Raw genomic sequence first — 18,003 nt, forward strand, 5'->3', positions numbered from 1 at the left:
GGGATTCAGCGGATCGGAGTGTAATGGCAGGTGAAGTTCGGGTCGCGGGACAGCAGGCTCGGCTTCAAGTGAATATGTAGGCGTTCGGCCTGGGCGGCATCGTCCAGGGCGAAAGCCTGCTCGGCTTCGTACATTTCGTCGCGATGCGCGTCGGTCCATCCCGTCGCCTGTTTGATGGCGCGCGTCTTGGCCGCAAGCAGGCTGTCAGCGACGACGAAGACATTCCGGTGCTGCTCGGCGAAGGTCACGCCGTCATAGCCGCCGAGGTTCACGTAATAGAGTTTTTCCTTGCCCTCGTAGGGCTCGGGCAGAAGGCTGATCTCATAGCCGTCCGCTTGCGAAAGCTCGGACCAGCAATCGATGTGCAGCGTGCCCTCACGACCCCACCACTGGGCGAGCAAGGTCTCATACGTCGCCTCAATAGAGGGGGCGACGACGAACCGCATGTCATGCACCTCAATGTTCGCGGCCGGATGCTCTCCGCCGATGTAGATCGCAAACAGTTTCATCAACCCTCACATCAGGCCGCCGTTTCGGCGAGATCGACCGCAGGCTTTGCGGTATTCAGGATCAACGCCAAGCGTCTACCGACGATCCCACCCATTTCGTGTGAGCTGGTGATCCCCTGTGCGAAGGGATGCCGCCCCATGAGAAACGGCAGGCTCAGACAGAACAGCCTGTCCATGGGCAGAGGTGCATTGACCGGGCGAAACAGATCATCGACGGCGATCCCCCTGACGGCATCGGGCGCGTCATTCGCGACTTCGTCTCGAACGATTCCCTGTTCCAACAGGGACAGGAATGGGAACTGAATGCCGCTCAACGCCGCCTGCCCCGTCGCCTCGATGAAGACAGGGAAGTGCCGGGTCGCGCCATCGATCGTCACGCGCGCCCCGCCCTCGGGGCAACGCGTATCGACCGCATAGTCGTCGCCGACCGCCAGAACCTCAAGCTTGCCCGCCACGTGCAGGGCCAGCATTCGTTCGATCGATTCATGCGGCACGCCGGCATAGATGTCGACGAAGATCGGCTTGAACACGCGGCTGAAACGGTCGAACTCACCCGTGTCCAGATGAGGGACGATGACGGCGACGATCTCGTGCATGCGAAGGATGGCGTCGCGCCACGGCACGGTCACCTGCGCCGCGTGGTTCGCCCGCGCCTCCTTCAGGTTGGCGGCGGCCCAAACGAAGGGATCGACCGCTGCGCGCCGGGCGAAATACGCCTCGGCGAACGTCTCCAGAGTGGCCTCGTGGAGTCCTGTCTCGGCGGCATAGCCGGGATCGATCTGGATCAATTCCCTTCGAAACAGATCGAAGACCGCATCAAGCAGCCCCGCCGGCCCCCTGTTCACAGCGGCCGCGACCGCCTCCGGGGTGCAATGCTGCAGCGGCGGATGCGGCAGAGGGAAGTAGAAATCGGCCTCCGGCAGAAGGCCCTTGCGCGACATCATGGTGATGTGAAAGCCGTCCGTCCCCGGCATCGACTGATAAACCAGCCGTCCGTCGCATTGGACGAACTCTCCATGCGACGTGGCCAGCGCGACCGCCGTGTCGATGGCTGTCAGGGACGAGCCGCGGATGCCGACGGTCGTCGCTGGAAGTTCCGCGAGGACCGAGGCCGGCCACGGGCTGAGAAAATAGCCGGGCTGGGCATGCTGGCGAGATGGCCACTGATGACCGGTCGCCAGCACGACATGATCGAACACCGCCTTGGTCGTGCGCCGCGAGGGCGGGGACATGAACGACAACTCCACGCCCGCCTTCCTGTTCGCCGCGTCGACGACGCGACAGCCCGTCTTGACGTCGATCATGACCCCGGCGGCCCGAGCCTGTTCCACCATGATCGCGAACTGGCTTTCGAAATACTGGCCCAGGGCGATGCGCGGCACAAAGGTGCGCTCGTCCAGCGAAGTGCGGTCGATATCCAGCGCATCAAGCTCGGCGCTCGTCCGTGCGCCGAGCCAGTCCGCCAGAGTCTCGTACAGAGGGGGGATTTCGATACTGGCGATGTTGGACAGCATCGCCCGATCGTTCCAGTCCGGACTGTAGGGGCTGCCGCACCCGGCGACCTTGCTCGCCTCAAAGACGGTGATGCGCGCCGAACCGGCGCCCTGCGCGAGAAGGGCGTGCAGAGCATAGAGGGTTGTCGGCCCGGCTCCTACGAAGGCGATTGACGTGGTCATGGCCCCACAATGCGCGACGCGTGCAAAGGCGCCGCAGATCGGTCAGCTTTCAGCTCAACCCACTAATTTCCTACGCGAACTTGCGGAATCGTACACGATCAGCCCGTCAGCCGCTGCAAAAAGCCGGGCGGCTTGTAGGTCGAGCGGTTCATGACCACACCGGCGATCCGCCCCCCCACGGCCTCGATCTCGTCGCGCAGGATGACCGGGGCGCTGGCCGCCGTGCTCTCGGCCGCGACCACCAGCACCGTCATGTCCACAAAGGGAGCCAGGATGATCGCCATGTCGTTGCGGTCGGCGGCGGGGGCGTCGATGACGATGGTGTCCGCATGGGGCCGCAGCGCCTCCCAGTAGCGGGGCTCTCCGACCGCCTCGACCCGGTGCCCGGACCGCAGCGCCTCCATGTGGAAATGCGTCACCCAGAGCCGTCCGCCTAGGCACGACCGCGCCGTCAGCAGCCGCGAATCCGGCACCGGCTTGCCGTCGCGCCCCGTCACGCGCGGCGTCACGGCGTAGAAGCTGGATCCGTCGGGCGAGGCCTGCGCCGCCTTGCCGACCTGGCCGAACCGATCCGGCTCGGCCGACACGGTCTCAAGCTGCCCCTGCTGGGCCAGGTCGCCGTCGATCAGCCAGACGGGTTTTCGCGCCCGCACGGCCGCCAGACGGGCGAACTCGCGCGCCACGGTCGAGACGCCCTCGCCGGTCGCCGCCGAGGCGAACTGGATGACGCGCGCGCGATGCGCCGGCGCCGGTCCCAGCGCCGCCCAAAGGCCCGCCATTTCTGAAGTCAGATCGACCATCGAATCGCCAAGGCGCTCCCTAAGCCCTCAGCCTAGCACGACTGTCGCTACGCCGCCTTGGCGGGCGCAACGGCAAGAACCGGCATGTCCAGCGTCCGGCTCATCGAGGCCGGCGTCGTGAAGCCGCGCCGCGTGAACACCCGCAGTAGGCCCACGCACAGCGCCGTAAAGCCCGCGAACAGGAAGACCGCCGCCAGCAGCGGGATCTTCAGGCTCTTGCCCGTCGAGGGCGGCTGGGCGCGTTCGATGACGGTGACATTGTCGGCGCCGGCTGCGACCAGCGCGTTGTCGGCGCGGCTCTGGGTCTCGCGCTGCTGGAACTCGCGGATCGAGGCGCTCAGCACCTCGCGATTGCCGGCCAAGGTCGAGTTCTCGGATTCCAGCGCGGTCAGGCGCGTCTGGCGGGCGCGAATATCGTTCAGCTGCCGATCCAGGACCGCCAGCCGCGCCGCCAGCGAATCCCGCTCGGCCCGCGTATTGATCCGCGTCGTCTCCAGCTCGGTCCAGACGGGGTTCGGCCCAGTGCGGACCTCCTTGGCGCCCACGGCCGTCCCGGTCGCGACATAGGCCTGAAGCTGGCCGATCCGTGCCTCGATGTCCTTCACCGGCTGAGCGTCGGGCTGATACCGCGACAACAGTTGCTCGCGCTCGGTGCGCAGTTGCAGCACCTGGTCCTGGGCCGAAATGTTCAGATCCTGCTGCAGGGCCACTTCCGCCGGCGTGCCCGCCTGCTGCGCGACCAGGGTGTTCAGCCTTTGGGCGGTCTGGTTCAACAGGCTCTGCGTCGACATCCGGTCGGTGAAGATCGTCTGATAGGTCGCCGCCAGCGTCGCCTTGGCCGCCGCGAAATCGCCGATGTCGTTGGACATCAGGAAGTTTTCATATGCCCGGTCCGCATTGCCCAACTCGTCCTCGAAGGCGACGCGCTGGCTGGCGATGGCCGGCGTCTTGTCCTGAAACACCTCGCGGCGATAGACCAGATACTGTTCGATGATGGTGTTCAGCACCCGCGCCGCCCGTTCGGGATCGTCGGCCTTGTAGCTGAGGCGGATCACGGCGCTGCCTGGCGCAGTGGCGATGTCCAGGCTGGTTCCGATCACACGCCGCGCCGACGCCTCGGCCTTCTGCGGTCCGCCCTTTGGCGCCTCGCCCAGGATGGCGGCGGGGCCCAGGGCCTCGACCACCTTCTGACGCACCGCGCCCGAGCCCAGGATGGCGGCTTCGGAGTTGGCGACCTCGTCGCCCTGCGGCGCCTGGCCCCGCTCGGCCGTGCCGACGCGCGGCTGATAGACGTATTCCTGCCCCACCCCGGCGAAGACCGATCCGGTGGCGGTATAGCTCTTCTTCAGCGTCATCGCCGCCGCGAACCCCAGCGCCAGGATCACCACGAAGACCACGATCATCAGCAACAGCTCGCGGAACAGCAGGCCGATGACGTCCAGCACGCCGTAGCGCGGTCTTGCCGTGACGTGTGCCGTGGAACGCATAGAGCGGGCCGAATCCCTTGAAAGGCTTGTTCTCGCCACCCTTCACCCACCGGCGTTAACCGATGATTACCCATAACCGGCGAGGTTGCCTCAAATCTCCTCGTCGAGGCCGAACGATTCTCATGCTGTCAGATCGCCGCCTGTTCCTGCTGACCCTGGGTTCAGCCTCCCTCGCCGCCTCGTTGGCGGCGTGCGCCAGCGGCCCGCAGCGCGTCGAGCGACCCATGAACGGAGACTTTCCCGGCGTTCCCTTCGCCGACTGGACGGATCAGGAGCCGGAATATCTGCTCTATCCCGGCGACGAGATCGAGGTGGCCACGCCCACGGCCTCGGAACTGACACGCACGGTGAAGATCGGCCCCGACGGCCGCATCGCCCTGCCCCTGATTGGATCCATCATGGCGGCGGATCGCACCCTGCCCCAGCTTCAACAGGTTGTCTCGGCGGCCTATGCGCCGCAACTGGTGCGGCCGACTGTCGAGGTGACCTTGCGCCAGGCCGGCCCGATCCGCGTGTGGGTCGATGGCGAAGTGCGCACGCCGGGCGTTTTCGAAATGATCGGCGATCTGGACGCCTATCAGGCCGTCATCCAGGCCGGCGGTTTCGCGCCCACGTCACGCCAGGACAGCGTGGCCCTGATCCGTCGTGGTCCGGGCGGGTCGCGCATGATGCGCGTCGTTGACCTGCGTCCGCGTCGCGGCGAGGTCGTTCCCCTGCGCCGGGGCGACATCATCTTCGTGCCGCGTTCGACCCTGGGCGAACTGGCGGCCTTCTTCACCCAGGTGCGCGCCGCCCTGCCCATCGGCTTCAGCTATTCGATCAATGGATCGAACGGCAGCGGCTTCGCACAGTTCTGAAAACTGCTCGCCTCAGGCGACCAGCTGAACCACGCCCATGTCGATGTAGCGCCGCGCGGCCTTCTGGGCCTCGGCGATCTCCTCGCGCTCCATCTCCATGCTCATCTCGCGGCGATAGACACGCGCCTCGATCGAGCCCTTCATGGCGGCCAGGTTGAAGATCATGTGGGCCGACACCCGGTCCATCGGGCAACCGCCCGAACCGGCCGAATACATCATGCCCAGTTTGAACAGGTCGTCGCCGGACATGTCCGGGGTCGGCAGCGGCAGACCGTCTTGCGGGGCCTGCAGGTCGTGCGCCAATTCTTGCGCGGTCATCACCGTATCTCCTGATCGGGCGCCATTCTGGGCCCGCCTCTGAGACGCCATCAAATACCCGCGGTTTGAAGTTAAAGTTAACGGGCGAATGGGCCGTGCGGACTTTTCAGTAAAGCAGGAATGAATACTTCTGGCGGGATTCAGGCTTCGGAAATCTCTCGGAAATCTTTCGTTTACGACTACCCGCATCGCCCAGGCGCCCGCCGCGACGCGGCCGTGCAAACCTGACGCGATCGTTCAGCGGGCGTTCAGGCGCGGAATCCGACCTTGAACGTCATTAACGGGTCGGTTCGGCATATCCGTCGGCGGCCCAGAATGGAGCACGAAGATGAACCGCCTCACCAAGGCCGCCGTCGTCGCCATCGCCCTGTCGACCACGGCCGTGCCGATGCTCGTCCAGGCGCAGGATCGCGACCGCCGCGAATATCGCCAGGATCGCCGCGATGACCGCCGTGATTTCCGCCAGGAACGCCGCAACGACAACCGAGACTGGCGCAACGGCCGTTACGACAACCGCCAAGACTATCGTCAGGACCGCCGCGACGACCGTCATGACTACCGGGCCGAACGCCGTGATGATCGCCGCGACTGGCGCAACGACCGCTGGGACCGCAACAATCGCGACTGGTGGCGCGGGCGCTCCGACTTCCGCGGCTACAACGGTCCGCGCGCCGGCTACTGGTATGCGCCCAGCTATGGCTACCACCGCGTCGAGCCGCGCTACAGCAACTATCGCTGGCGCACGGGCGGCTATCTGCCCAACCAGTATCGCAGCTATTATGTGCGCGACCCCTATGTTTACGGCCTTCGCGAAGCCCCGCGCGGCTATCGCTACGTCCACGCCGGCAACGACATCCTGTTGATCGCCGTCGCCAGCGGCCTGATCGCCAGCGTCCTGTCGGGTGTCTACTAGACCTCGCCACAGATCGACGTCTCGAACCCCGCAGGCCTTGCTTGCGGGGTTCTGTTTTTCTGGACAGTCCGTTGATTGCGAACGATGTTCAGCCTGGGTTCATCGCCAACGGTCGATCATCCCCTCAAGCCGCCGGAGAACCGGCGTGCAGGAATCAAAGACCATGAAACGCCTCCTGATGGCTTTCACCGCCATCGCCGCCGTCTCCGGCCCGCTCGCAGCGCCTGTCCAGGCCTTGGCCCAGGACCAGGCTCAGCAGGACCAACCGCGTCGCGAAGGCCGCGCCCGTGGCATGAACCGCCCGGAACGTCCCCAGATGGGCCGCGAGGACGCGCCGCGCGAACCGCGTGTTGAACGTCCAAGCCGACCTGAGAACACCACTCCGCGCCCCGAACGGCCGTCCGGCGGCGAGCGCCCCAACACCGGCGGCCAACGCCCGGATCGTCCCGAAGGCGGCTGGAACCGGCCCGACCGTCCCAACACTGGCGGCCAACGCCCCGACCGGCCCGAAGGTGGCGCAAACCGCCCAGACCGTCCCAACACCGGCGGCCAGCGTCCCGACCGTCCCGAGGGTGGCTGGAACCGGCCTGACCGTCCCAACACTGGCGGCCAACGCCCTGACCGCCCCGAAGGCGGCTGGAACCGACCCGACCGTCCGAACACCGGCAGCCAACGCCCCGGCCGTCCTGACGGCGGATGGAACCGTCCTGACCGCCCCAGCACCGGCGGCCAACGCCCGGATCGTCCCGGCAGCGGATGGAACCGGCCTGACCGTCCGAGTGCGGGCGGTCAGCGGCCCGATCGTCCCGGCTCGGGCTGGAACAACGGCCACGACCGCGACCGCCAGCACCGCGAGTTCCGCCAGCGCTTCAACGGCGACCAGTGGCGTCGTGACTTCTATCGCAACCACCGCTCGGACTGGTGGAGGAACGACAACCGCTTCAGAGGCTACAGCGGCGTCCGCGCCGGCTTCTATTTCGCGCCGGGTTGGGGCTACTACAGCGTCCCGCGCTCCTATTGGAACCGCACCTGGTCGGTCGGCCAGTATCTTCCGGACACCTTCTGGCGCTATCAGCTGAACGACTGGCGCACCTATGGCCTCGGCTATCCGCCCGAGGGCACGCGCTGGGTTTCCGTCGACAACACCATCTATCTGATCGACGAATACGACGGCTATATTGTCGACGTCATCCGTGACGCCTGGCGCTGGTGACCGCCTGACGATTTCGAAACTTCAGCCCGACGGCCCCCGGCCGTCGGGCTTTTTCATCCCTTGGCGCCCCGACGCACGCCCCAAACATGGCCCTGCCGTGACCTTGAAAGGCGGGGTCGCGATCTCATGCGCGACTGCATCGGCATGTATCCACGCCCCACACGAACGCGTTTCGCCAAATGATCGTAGGGCGATTTCCAGCATCGCGTCCCCAGAACTACTCCACGGAAAGGCGACGAAAAACGGCCTCCTTAGGGTTCGACCTTGCTCGTCGTCGCCCTCCCCGACGACGCCCGAACGCCTTCAAGACGCCATTTCTCGTAAAGGATATTTCCCCATGAAGATCGCCTTGACCGCCTTGGCCTCCTCGCTGTTGCTGGCCGGCGCCGCGACGGCTCAGCAAGCCCCGACCGCGCCTCCCCCGCCGCCCCCGCCGGTCGACCAGCAGACGCCGCAAAACCCCGCTCCCCCGCCGACGTGGGATCCGAACGCCCCGACGCCGCCCGCGCCGTCGCCCCCCCCGCCCGTCGAGGAACCTGCGCCGCCGCCGCCCCCCGAGCCAGCGGAGCCCACCGATCCGGATGCGCCGGTCCCGCCCGCACCGCCCGCACCGCCGGCTCCTCCTGAGCCGCCGACCCCGCCCACGCCGCCCTCGGCCTGAGCCGGAACTCAAAAGGCCCCGCGGAGCGATCCGCGGGGCCTTTTTTAGTTGAACGCGTCGCTCAAGCAGCGAGCGACCGCGTCGCGAGCGTTAGCGACCAGCTGGGGGTTTGGGGGCCGCAGCCCCCAAGCATCAAAGTCCCAGCTTGGCCTTCAGGATGTCGTTGACCGCCGCCGGATTGGCCTTGCCGCCCGTGGCCTTCATGACCTGACCGACGAACCAGCCGATGGCCTGGGGCTTGTCGGCCACGGCCGCCGCCTTGTCCGGGTTGGCGGCGATGATCTCGTCCACGGCCTTCTCGATGGCGCCGGTGTCGGTGACCTGTTTCAGGCCGTGCTTCTCGACCACCTCTGCCGGCGAACCCTCGCCGTTCCAGACGTGATCGAACACTTCCTTGGCGATCTTGGACGAGATGACGTTGGTCTCGATCAACTCGACCAGTTGCGCCACATGCGCCGCCGGCAGCGGGTTCTCGCTGAAGTCCTTGTTGTCCGCAGCCAGGCGCGCCGAGACCTCGTTCGTGACCCAGTTGGACACCAGTTTGGCGTCCCGCCCCTTCGCCGCCGCCTCGAAATAATCCGCCTTGGCCTGTTCCGAAATCAGCACGATGGCGTCGTATTGCGACAGGCCGTACTCGGCCATCAGCCGTTTGCGCTTGTCGTCCGGCAGCTCGGGCAGGGACGCCTTGATCTCGGCGATCCAGGCCTCTTCCAGATCCAGCGGCAGCAGGTCGGGATCGGGGAAGTAGCGATAGTCCTGCGCCTCCTCCTTGGACCGCATCGAGCGCGTTTCGCCAGCCGTCGGATCGTACAGGCGTGTCTCCTGGGTGATCGAGCCGCCGTCCTCCAGGATCTCGATCTGGCGACGCGCCTCATACTGGATCGCCTGAGAAATGAAGCGGAAGCTGTTGACGTTCTTGATCTCGCAACGCGTCCCCAGATAGCCGAAGTCGCCCGTCGCCTTGAACTTTTCGTAGTTCCCGGCCCGGCACACCGACACGTTCACGTCGGCCCGCAGATTGCCCTTCTCCATGTCCCCGTCGCAGGTGCCCAGATAGATCAGGATGGTTCTGATCTTCTTGACGTAGGCGACCGCCTCGTCCGGCGTGCGCAGGTCGGGGCGCGAGACGATCTCCATCAGCGCCGTGCCCGCCCGGTTCAGATCGACGTAGCTCTCGGTCGGCGACAGGTCGTGGATCAGCTTGCCCGCATCCTGCTCCAGGTGCAGCCGCTCGATGCCGACGTTGAAGAAGCTGCCGTCCTCGGCCTCCACCTCGACCACGCCTTCGCCCACGATGGGGTAATAGAGCTGGCTGATCTGATAGCCGGTCGGCAGGTCGGGATAGAAGTAGTTCTTGCGGTCGAACTGGCTGCGCTTGTTGATCTGCGCACGCAGGCCCAGGCCGGTCTTCACCGCCTGTTCGACGCAGTGCTTGTTCAGCGTCGGCAGCATGCCGGGGAAGCCCGCATCCACCAGCGACACCTGCTCGTTCGGCCCCGCGCCGAAGCCAACGGCGGCCCCGGAAAACAGCTTGGCCTTCGACGCCACCTGGGCGTGGATTTCCAGCCCCATAACGATTTCCCAATCGCCGGTGCGGCCCTTGATGGTCTTCGTATTGTCGCTCATGCTCACCACCACTTGCCCGGCTTGGCCGCGAAGCCCGCTGCCCGTTCCAGCGCCGCGCCGACCTGGAACACCGTCGCCTCGTCCAGCGCCTTGCCGATAACCTGAAGACCCAGCGGCAATCCACCGGCGTCCACGCCCGCCGGCACCGAAATCCCCGGCAGGCCGGCCAGGTTGGTCGTCACCGTGAAGACGTCGTTCAGATACATGGTCAGCGGGTCGATCTGCTTGTCGCCTAGGGCGAACGCGGCCGACGGCGTCGACGGCGTCAGGATCGCGTCCACCTGGCCCCAGACGTTGTCGAAGTCCTCGGCGATGCGGCGACGCACCTTCAGGGCCTTGACGTAATAGGCGTCATAGAAGCCGGCCGACAGCACATAGGCGCCGATGGTCAGGCGACGCTGGACCTCCTTGCCGAAGCCCTCGGCGCGCGAGGTGGCGTAGAGGTCGTCCAGCGATTTGAACTCCTCCGCCCGGTGCCCGAACCGCATCCCGTCATAGCGGGCCAGGTTGGACGAGGCCTCGGCCGGGGCCACGATATAATAGGTGGGCAGGGCGTATTTGGTGTGCGGCAGGCTGATCTCGACGATCTCGCAGCCAGCGTCCTTCAGCCAGGCCACGCCCTGATCCCACAGGGCCTGGATCTCGGCGGGCATGCCGTCCACGACATATTCGCGCGGCACGCCGATGCGCAGGCCCTTGACCGACTTGCCGACCGACTGGGTCCAATCGGGCGTCGGGACCTCCAGGCTGGTCGAATCCTTGGCGTCGAACGAACACATGGATTGCAGCAGCAGAGCCGCGTCCTCCACCGTCTTGGTGATCGGCCCGGCCTGGTCCAGCGACGACGCAAAGGCCACCATGCCGAACCGGCTGGCGCGGCCATAGGTGGGCTTGATCCCGACCGTGCCGGTGAAGGCGGCGGGCTGGCGGATCGAGCCGCCGGTGTCCGACGCGGTGGCGGCCAGGCACAGGTCGGCGGCGACGGCCGAGGCCGAACCCCCGGACGATCCGCCCGGCGTCAGTTCGGCGTTCGAGCCGGTCGATTTCCACGGGTTCTTGACCGGACCGAAGGCCGAGGTCTCGTTGGACGAGCCCATGGCGAATTCGTCCATGTTCAGCTTGCCCAGCATGACCGCCCCGTCGCGCCACAGATTGGCGGTGACGGTCGATTCATACGGCGGCACGAAGCCGCGCAGCATGTTGGAGCCGGCCGTCGTCTGGACGCCCTCGGTGCAGAACAGGTCCTTGATGCCCAGCGGCGCGCCTTCCAGCGCTCCACCTTGGCCGGCGGCGATGCGGGCGTCCGACGCGCGCGCCATGTCCATGGCCTTGTCCGCCGTCACCTCGACATAGGCGTTCAGCGTCGGATTGGCGGCCTCGATATTGGTCAGGAAGGCCTGGGTGATCTCGGCCGAGGAAAAGTCTTTCGAATTCAAGCCGTCCACAGCCGCCTTGAGCGTGAGTTTCGTAAGATCAGACATTCGCGCCAAACCCAAAATCCGTCACCCTCGGGCTTGTCCCGAGGGCCCACCGCGCGGCCTCCGCCGCGCTTTGACGGCAGACGCCGCCATTCGAACCCGCCATGGGCCCTCGGGACAAGCCCGAGGGTGACGGGGAAAGAGAGAGCGTCACTCCACCACCTTTGGCACGACGAAGAAGCCGTCTGCGGACTTCGGGGCGTTGGACAAGACGGCGTCGATCTTGTCGCCGTCAGTCACCACGTCCTCGCGCAAGCGCAGGGGCTGGGCGACGTTCGAGGTCATCGGCTCCACGCCTTCGACATCCACCTGGTCCAACTGCTCGATCCAGGCCAGGATGCCGTTCAGCTCCTGCGCCAGCGGCTCCAGCCGGTCCTCGGGGGTCTTGATGCGGGCGAGATGCGCAACCTTGCGCACCGTCGCAGCGTCGATGGCCATGCGGCCCTCCAATGCACGTCGATAGGGAATGTATCGGCGGGATTAGCCTCCCGACCTCAGATTCACAAGGACGACGCTGCCTTCGAACCGGAGCAGGACCAAGCCTAGCGGTTTAAAGCAGTATCTGACACTTACTGGGACTTATGAAACGAAACTGGACATCTTGGGCGGCGCTGACTGTCGTAGTCGTCGGTGGCATTCTCTGGGCGCTAGCGCCCAACGCCGGGATGTTGCCATACAACATTCCCGACCCCTCGAACGAGGCGGTCGGCCCGTTTAAAGAATGTCAGCTACCCCGAAAGCAACTTGGCGCAAGCAGCAAGTCGGGGGTGACGGCGCCAACTGCCTCTGCCGAAGAAGGTCCGGATAGCGTTTCGTGCCAGCAAGCAATAAATAGCGCACAAAGAGAAAAACAGGATTTGGCTGCCCAATGGACGGCTGCCACAGCCAACCGGAACGCCGTAGCTATTGCCGAGCGCCAGATGCGATGGAGCGTTTTAGAATTCTTCGCTCTGATAGGAACACTAACATTCGCCTACATCGCCATTTCTGATGGGCGCAAGCACTCTGTCGCAGAACTGAGGGCCTATGTTTCCATCAAAGACCGAGTTCTCAGTCGCCTATACATAGGGCAACATGCGCGCGTTGATTTTAAGATATTCAACGCGGGAACCACGCCAGCACACAACATGCGGTATCGTGCAGCCCTTGAGGTTTTCGATGTGCCGTTCAAGGGCGATATCAAATCGCAGTTTGGAACGCCCGCCGGAGAAATACCTCCACTCGCAGTTATACATCCTCAAGAATCTCATGAAGCAGAAGCTATCCAGCATAAACCCCTTACAGCGGTGGAGTGGGCTGGAATTTGTAGTGGGGCTTGGGGCCTGTATCTGGTTTGCGATGTTGAGTATGACGACGCATTCGGTAACAGCCGGCTGACCAAATTCTGTGCTTGGATAGGCGGTCCAGAGTTCGCTGAAACCGACGCTTCAGCCCGTAAGGCAGGCATCCCAAAAACGGATGTCGTGTGGATACTCACGGCAGACCACAACACCGCAACCTAGCGGCAGCGACACGACCAGAGAAAAATCAGTCCAACCACTCTTCCTGCGTTGCTCTCGTCACGCCCTTTGACTTCCCGGCCCGCCGGTCCTAACCGCAGGCCGTGCCCGTTCTCGACCTCCTCGACCTGCCCGCCGCCTGCCCGCCCGACACCCCGTGGATGGGGCTGGATCTGGGCGAGAAGACCATCGGCGTCGCCGTGTCGGACGCCACGCGCCTGATCGCCTCGCCGCTGGAGCTGATCAGAAAGTCCAAGTTCACGCTGGAGGCCGAACAGCTGTTCAAGCTGATGGCCCACCGCAAGGTCTCGGCCCTGGTCATCGGCTTGCCCGCCAACATGGACGGCTCCGAGGGGCCGCGCGCCCAGTCGTGCCGGGCCTTCGCCCGCAATCTGGAACGGCTGCGCCCGATCAACATCGCCTTCTGGGACGAGCGGCTGTCCACCAGCGCCGTCGAGCGGTTCCTGATCGAGGACCTGGACCTGAACCGCAAGCGCCGGGCCCAGGTCGTGGATCGCACCGCCGCCGCCTGGATTCTGCAGGGGGCCCTGGATCGGGTGCGGGATCAGGCGACCTGGGTTTGACGGCCCTGATCGCCGGCGTCCTGCCGGTCTTTCTGATGATCGCTCTGGGCTATGGGCTGCGAAAGTCCGGCTTCCTGCCCGACGAAGCCTGGCGGCCGATCGAGAAGCTGTCGATCAACATCTTCTACCCCAGCTTCCTGATCCCCGCGATCTGGCACGCGGATCTGGCCGGCGGCGGGGCGACCGTGGCAGGCGCGGCGGCGGTCGGGGCGACCCTGATCGTGGCGGCGGCGACGCTGGCGGCCAAACCCCTGATCACCCTGGACGGTCCCGCCTACACCAGCGTCTTCCAGGGCGTGATCCGCTGGAACAGCTTCGTCTTCGTGCCGGTGATCCAGTCGGTCTACGGCTCGGAAGGTACGGCCCTGGCCGCCGTCGCCATCGCCTTCATCATCCCGGTCACAAACATCGCCTGCGTCGCCGTCCTGGCGAAGTGGGGATCGCTGCGGCGAGAGCCTTCGGTGCTGGGCCTGATCAAGTCGATGCTCGCCAACCCCATCCTGCTAGCCTGTCTGATCGGCCTGGCGCTAAACCTGCTGCGCGTGCCGCTGATCCCCGGCCTGTCCGACGCGATGGACCTGTTGGGCGCCGCCGCATTGCCGCTGGGCCTGATCGTCGCCGGGGCCGGCCTGTCCTTCGCCGAGGTCAAGAAAAGCCGCACCACCATCGCCGCGGTGACCCTGGTCAAGCTGGGGGTTATGCCGCCCCTGATGTGGTTCATCGCCTGGGCCTTGGGCGGCGACAGCCTGGCCCAAGGGATCGCCCTGATCTGCGGCGCCGCGCCCGGCTCGGCCGCCTCCTATATCCTGGCGCGTCAGATGGGCGGCGACGCGCCCCTGATCGCCGGTGTCATCGCCCTGACCACCGTAGGCAGCGCCGTGGTCATCCCCATCCTTCTGGCGCTGTTCCATTTCGTCTGACTCGCGTTCAGGCCGAGTCACGCCTATAGCCGCGTCTCGATGACCCAGCCCTCAGACGTCACCGACCAGACCATCCACGATCGGCTGGTCCCGTTCCCGAAACCCCACTTCCTCGCCGCGTCGGACCTCAATCCGTTCGTCACGCCGCAGTTGCTGGATCTCGGCGACGCCTTCGTCGATTTCAACCGCCAGTCTTCCAAGGCGCTGGACCTGCTGCACGGCCGCACGGTGGTGAACCTGTTCTTCGAGAACTCGACCCGCACCTCCTCCTCGTTCAAAATCGCCGCCAAGCGGCTGGGCGCCGATGTCGTGACCATGCCGGTCGGCTCGTCCTCGGTGAAGAAGGGCGAGACCCTGATCGACACGGCGGTCACCCTGAACGCCATGAAACCCGACATCCTGGTCATCCGCCACTCGGCCTCGGGCGCGGCCGAACTGCTCAGCCAGAAGGTCGGATGCGCCGTCGTCAACGCCGGAGACGGCCGCCACGAACACCCGACCCAGGCCCTGCTGGACCTCTTGTCCATGCGTCGCGCCTTCGGCGATGTGACCAGCCTGACGGTCGCCATCTGCGGCGACATCACCCACAGCCGCGTGGCCCGCTCCAACGTCGCCCTGCTTCAGATGATGGGCGCGCGGGTGCGCCTGATCGGCCCGCCCACCCTGGTGCCCGGCGACGCCGACCGCTGGGGCTGCGAGGTCTTCCACGACATGCGCGAGGGGTTGGCTGGCTGCGACGTGGTCATGATGCTGCGCCTTCAGCTTGAGAGGATGGCTGGCGCCCTGGTGCCCTCGACCCGCGAATATTTCCGCTTCTGGGGCCTGGACCGCGAGAAGCTGGCCTGGGCCAAGCCGGGCGCCAAGGTCATGCACCCCGGCCCGATGAACCGCGGCGTCGAGATCGATTCCGACGTGGCCGACGACCTGGACGTCTCCCTGATCCAGGATCAGGTCGAGATGGGCGTCGCCGCCCGCATGGCCGTGCTCGCCTCCCTCTCCGCCCGTTGGGGGGAAAAGTGATGGTCGCCGCTCAAATCCTCCCCCGCATCGCGGGGGAGGGGGACCGCGCGCAGCGTGGTGGAGGGGGCGGAAGCGGATTCCACATTTGCCGCCGAGCCTCCGATCAATTGCAGTCGTTCGACATCGCACGCGCCCTCGCCCCCTCCACCGCTTCGCGGTCCCCCTCCCCCGTTCCGCTTCGCTTCTCGGTGGAGGATTTCCGATGACCACCGTCGCCATCATCAACGCCCGCCTGCTGGACCCTGCCACCGACTATGACGGTCCCGGCGGCCTGCTGATCGAGGACGGCCGCATCGTCCGGGTCGTCCACGGCGCAGCGCCCATCGACGCCGACCAGGTCGTCGACGCCGACGGCCTGTGCCTCGCGCCCGGCCTGATCGACATCCGCGTCAAGACCGGCGAACCGGGCGCCGAGCCCAAGGAGACGCTGAAGTCCGCCAGCCTAGCCGCCGCCGCCGGGGGCGTAACGACCATCGTCGTCCAGCCCGACACCGACCCCGCCGTCGACGACCCGGCGATGATCGACTTCATCCAGCGGCGCGGCGCAGCCCTGAACCTGGTCAATGTCCGCGCCGCCGGCGCCGCGACCAAGGCCCTGGACGGCCAGCGCATGGCCGAGATCGGCCTGATGGACGAGGCCGGCGCCCTGTATTTCACCGACGGCGACAAGGTCATCGTCAACAGCCGCACCCTGCAACGGGTGATGAGCTACGCCGCCGCCTTCAACGCCCTGATCGCCTGCCGCCCGGCCGACCCCTGGCTGACCGAGGGGGCCGTCGCCGCCTCCGGCGAACTGGCCACGCGCCTGGGTCTGTCCGGCAGCCCGGCCATCGCCGAACGCATCGGTCTGGAGCGCGATCTCGCTTTGGTCGAACAGACCGGCGCCCGCTTCCTGGTCGACCAGATCTCGACCGAAGGCGCGCTGGAGACCCTGGCCCGCGCCCGCGCCAAGGGGCTGGAGGTCGCCGTCAGCGTCTCGATCAACCACCTGTGCTTCAACGAAGTGGACATCGGCGACTATCGCACCTTCTACCGGCTGGACCCGCCGCTGCGCTCCGAGGCCGATCGCCAAGCCCTGATCGAGGCGGTGCGCGAAGGCCTGATCGACGTCATCACCTCGGCCCACGCCCCCGCCCCGGCCGAGGACAAGCGCCGTCCCTTCGCCGAGGCCGCGCCCGGCGCCGTGGGGCTTGAGACCCTGCTGCCCGCCGCCCTGACCCTGCACCACGAGGACGGTCTGGACCTGCTGGACGTGCTGCGCCCCCTGACCCAGGGACCCGCAGCCCTGCTGGGCCTCGACGCCGGGGTGCTGGCCGAGGGCGCGCCGGCCGACCTGGTCCTGTTCGACCTCGGCGCACCCGTCATCGTCGACGCCGACGCCCTGCACTCCAAATCCAAGAACTCCCCGTTCGACGGCCGCAGGCTCCAGGGCAAGGTGATCGGAACCTGGGTGGGTGGTCGCAAGATTTATGTTTAGCCATTCGCACGCTGAATGCCGGAAACCCAACTTGCGAGGGGTGTTCATATCGGCGCTGCTTTGCGCCATCGCCTTGCCCTCGACGAGTTGGAGCGTGGTTATCCGCCACGACGTAGACGACCGCAGATACCGCATCGCGGACGATTTCTATCCGCCCTTGGCCGACCTGCCGGTCGAGGGACATGGCGTCCTCATCTCGGATCGTTGGGTGGTGACCGCCGCCCATGCGGTTAGTTGGCAACAAATACCAGTAGCAAGTCTGTCCATCGCGGGCCGCCCTCGACGGATCGCACGGATCATTGTGCATCCCGGCTTCAAGAAGCCGCCGACAGATATATCGGGCGACGCCCGGCCGCTGATGGATTTCCTGCTGAAGGGAGACGACATCGCCCTGATCGAACTGACCGAGCCTGTGCGAGATGTCGATCCCGCTTCATTCTATCTCGGCTCCGAAGCCGGCAAAATCGCGATGATCGTGGGCAAGGGCGCTACTGGTAACGGACTGATCGGTCAGGGTGGAACACGCGGCAACCGCACCGAATTGCGACGTGCCTTCAACCGAATCGAAACCGCAGAAGCAAACTGGCTGACTTATCGATTTGATCAGGGCGTGGAGGCTCTGTCTTTGGAAGGCATGCTAGGAAATGGCGACAGCGGCGGGCCAGTTCTGATCCAGGATGACGGCGTATGGAAACTCGCCGCCCTCGCTTCCTGGAAATGGTGGGACGGCGACCTATCGACGTTTCGCGCCGGCGTTTATGGCCAGGTCAGTTATCAGGTGCGAATGTCGCATTATCGCGAATGGATAGAGCAAATCATTTCCAGAACCGGTTAGCACCCAAGGCCCCCGGCGCTCCGGTCATGAGGAAGCCCTGCACTCCAAATCCAAGAACTCGCCGTTCGACGGCCGCAGGCTTCAGGGCAAGGTGATCGGAACCTGGGTCGGCGGTCGCAAGGTTCACTGA

The 18,003-nt window shown here is 65.8% G+C and carries 18 protein-coding genes and 1 pseudogene; 11 read left to right on the top strand and 8 right to left on the bottom strand.

Features of this window, described 5'->3' with window-relative positions; genetic code table 11:
- Positions 1-5 precede the first annotated feature (5 nt).
- From ACQY72_RS03015 to ACQY72_RS03030, 4 genes are all read right to left on the bottom strand, one after another.
- Positions 6-509, bottom strand: coding sequence for a DUF1543 domain-containing protein (locus ACQY72_RS03015; protein ID WP_428155668.1), 504 nt, complete (start codon positions 507-509; stop codon positions 6-8).
- An 11-nt stretch (positions 510-520) separates the two neighbouring features.
- Complete coding sequence (locus tag ACQY72_RS03020; RefSeq protein WP_428155669.1) at positions 521-2,185, bottom strand: FAD/NAD(P)-binding protein; 1,665 nt, start codon at positions 2,183-2,185, stop codon at positions 521-523.
- Between the two features lie 98 nt (positions 2,186-2,283).
- Positions 2,284-2,985 carry a hfsB gene (locus ACQY72_RS03025; protein WP_346496040.1) on the bottom strand — a complete coding sequence of 234 codons (702 nt, stop codon included), beginning with the start codon at positions 2,983-2,985 and terminating at the stop codon, positions 2,284-2,286.
- A gap of 47 nt (positions 2,986-3,032) precedes the next feature.
- Positions 3,033-4,472: a GumC family protein gene (locus ACQY72_RS03030; RefSeq protein ID WP_428155671.1), complete on the bottom strand. Its 1,440-nt coding sequence runs from the start codon at positions 4,470-4,472 to the stop codon at positions 3,033-3,035.
- 122 nt (positions 4,473-4,594) lie between these two features.
- Between ACQY72_RS03030 and ACQY72_RS03035 the strand changes: the two genes are divergently transcribed.
- On the top strand, positions 4,595-5,329 hold the full coding sequence (locus tag ACQY72_RS03035) for a polysaccharide biosynthesis/export family protein (protein WP_428155673.1): 735 nt from the start codon (positions 4,595-4,597) through the stop codon (positions 5,327-5,329).
- 12 nt (positions 5,330-5,341) lie between these two features.
- Here ACQY72_RS03035 and ACQY72_RS03040 read toward each other — a convergent pair whose 3' ends face one another.
- On the bottom strand, positions 5,342-5,647 hold the full coding sequence (locus ACQY72_RS03040) for a sel1 repeat family protein (RefSeq protein ID WP_159850268.1): 306 nt from the start codon (positions 5,645-5,647) through the stop codon (positions 5,342-5,344).
- Between the two features lie 328 nt (positions 5,648-5,975).
- Here ACQY72_RS03040 and ACQY72_RS03045 point away from each other — a divergent pair, with 328 nt between their 5' ends.
- From ACQY72_RS03045 to ACQY72_RS03055, 3 genes are all read left to right on the top strand, one after another.
- Positions 5,976-6,560: an RcnB family protein gene (locus tag ACQY72_RS03045; protein ID WP_428155675.1), complete on the top strand. Its 585-nt coding sequence runs from the start codon at positions 5,976-5,978 to the stop codon at positions 6,558-6,560.
- A gap of 163 nt (positions 6,561-6,723) precedes the next feature.
- Positions 6,724-7,773, top strand: coding sequence for an RcnB family protein (locus ACQY72_RS03050; protein WP_428155676.1), 1,050 nt, complete (start codon positions 6,724-6,726; stop codon positions 7,771-7,773).
- A gap of 337 nt (positions 7,774-8,110) precedes the next feature.
- A complete protein-coding gene (locus ACQY72_RS03055; protein WP_428155678.1) occupies positions 8,111-8,434 on the top strand; it encodes a hypothetical protein in 324 nt (107 codons plus the stop codon).
- A 132-nt stretch (positions 8,435-8,566) separates the two neighbouring features.
- On the opposite strand, the gene gatB is transcribed toward ACQY72_RS03055, so the two are convergent.
- The 3 genes from gatB to gatC form a co-directional block, all read right to left on the bottom strand.
- The gene (gene gatB, locus ACQY72_RS03060) at positions 8,567-10,060 is read right to left on the bottom strand and encodes an Asp-tRNA(Asn)/Glu-tRNA(Gln) amidotransferase subunit GatB (protein WP_428155680.1); all 1,494 of its coding nucleotides are present in this window, start codon (positions 10,058-10,060) and stop codon (positions 8,567-8,569) included.
- Positions 10,061-10,062: 2 nt separating this feature from the next.
- On the bottom strand, positions 10,063-11,541 hold the full coding sequence (gene gatA, locus ACQY72_RS03065) for an Asp-tRNA(Asn)/Glu-tRNA(Gln) amidotransferase subunit GatA (protein WP_428155681.1): 1,479 nt from the start codon (positions 11,539-11,541) through the stop codon (positions 10,063-10,065).
- A gap of 147 nt (positions 11,542-11,688) precedes the next feature.
- Positions 11,689-11,976, bottom strand: coding sequence for an Asp-tRNA(Asn)/Glu-tRNA(Gln) amidotransferase subunit GatC (gatC, locus tag ACQY72_RS03070; RefSeq protein ID WP_135195387.1), 288 nt, complete (start codon positions 11,974-11,976; stop codon positions 11,689-11,691).
- Positions 11,977-12,203: 227 nt separating this feature from the next.
- On the opposite strand from gatC, the gene ACQY72_RS03075 reads away from it, so the two are divergent.
- From ACQY72_RS03075 to ACQY72_RS03105, 7 genes and pseudogenes are all read left to right on the top strand, one after another.
- Complete coding sequence (locus tag ACQY72_RS03075) at positions 12,204-13,040, top strand: hypothetical protein (RefSeq protein ID WP_428155683.1); 837 nt, start codon at positions 12,204-12,206, stop codon at positions 13,038-13,040.
- 101 nt (positions 13,041-13,141) lie between these two features.
- Positions 13,142-13,621 carry a Holliday junction resolvase RuvX gene (gene ruvX / locus ACQY72_RS03080; RefSeq protein WP_135195386.1) on the top strand — a complete coding sequence of 160 codons (480 nt, stop codon included), beginning with the start codon at positions 13,142-13,144 and terminating at the stop codon, positions 13,619-13,621.
- Complete coding sequence (locus tag ACQY72_RS03085) at positions 13,618-14,541, top strand: AEC family transporter (RefSeq protein WP_428155684.1); 924 nt, start codon at positions 13,618-13,620, stop codon at positions 14,539-14,541. The genes ruvX and ACQY72_RS03085 overlap by 4 nt, the downstream gene beginning before the upstream one ends.
- Before the next feature lie 39 nt (positions 14,542-14,580).
- On the top strand, positions 14,581-15,561 hold the full coding sequence (locus tag ACQY72_RS03090; RefSeq protein ID WP_428155686.1) for an aspartate carbamoyltransferase catalytic subunit: 981 nt from the start codon (positions 14,581-14,583) through the stop codon (positions 15,559-15,561).
- A gap of 202 nt (positions 15,562-15,763) precedes the next feature.
- Entirely contained in the window at positions 15,764-17,038 is a 1,275-nt protein-coding gene (gene pyrC, locus ACQY72_RS03095) for a dihydroorotase (RefSeq protein ID WP_428155687.1), read from the top strand.
- A 94-nt stretch (positions 17,039-17,132) separates the two neighbouring features.
- Positions 17,133-17,873 carry a S1 family peptidase gene (locus tag ACQY72_RS03100; protein ID WP_428155688.1) on the top strand — a complete coding sequence of 247 codons (741 nt, stop codon included), beginning with the start codon at positions 17,133-17,135 and terminating at the stop codon, positions 17,871-17,873.
- Positions 17,874-17,910: 37 nt separating this feature from the next.
- Positions 17,911-18,003, top strand: a pseudogene (locus ACQY72_RS03105) (hypothetical protein); the annotation flags it as partial.

The sequence above is a fragment of the Brevundimonas sp. genome (assembly GCF_965279155.1).
GTDB lineage: Bacteria > Pseudomonadota > Alphaproteobacteria > Caulobacterales > Caulobacteraceae > Brevundimonas.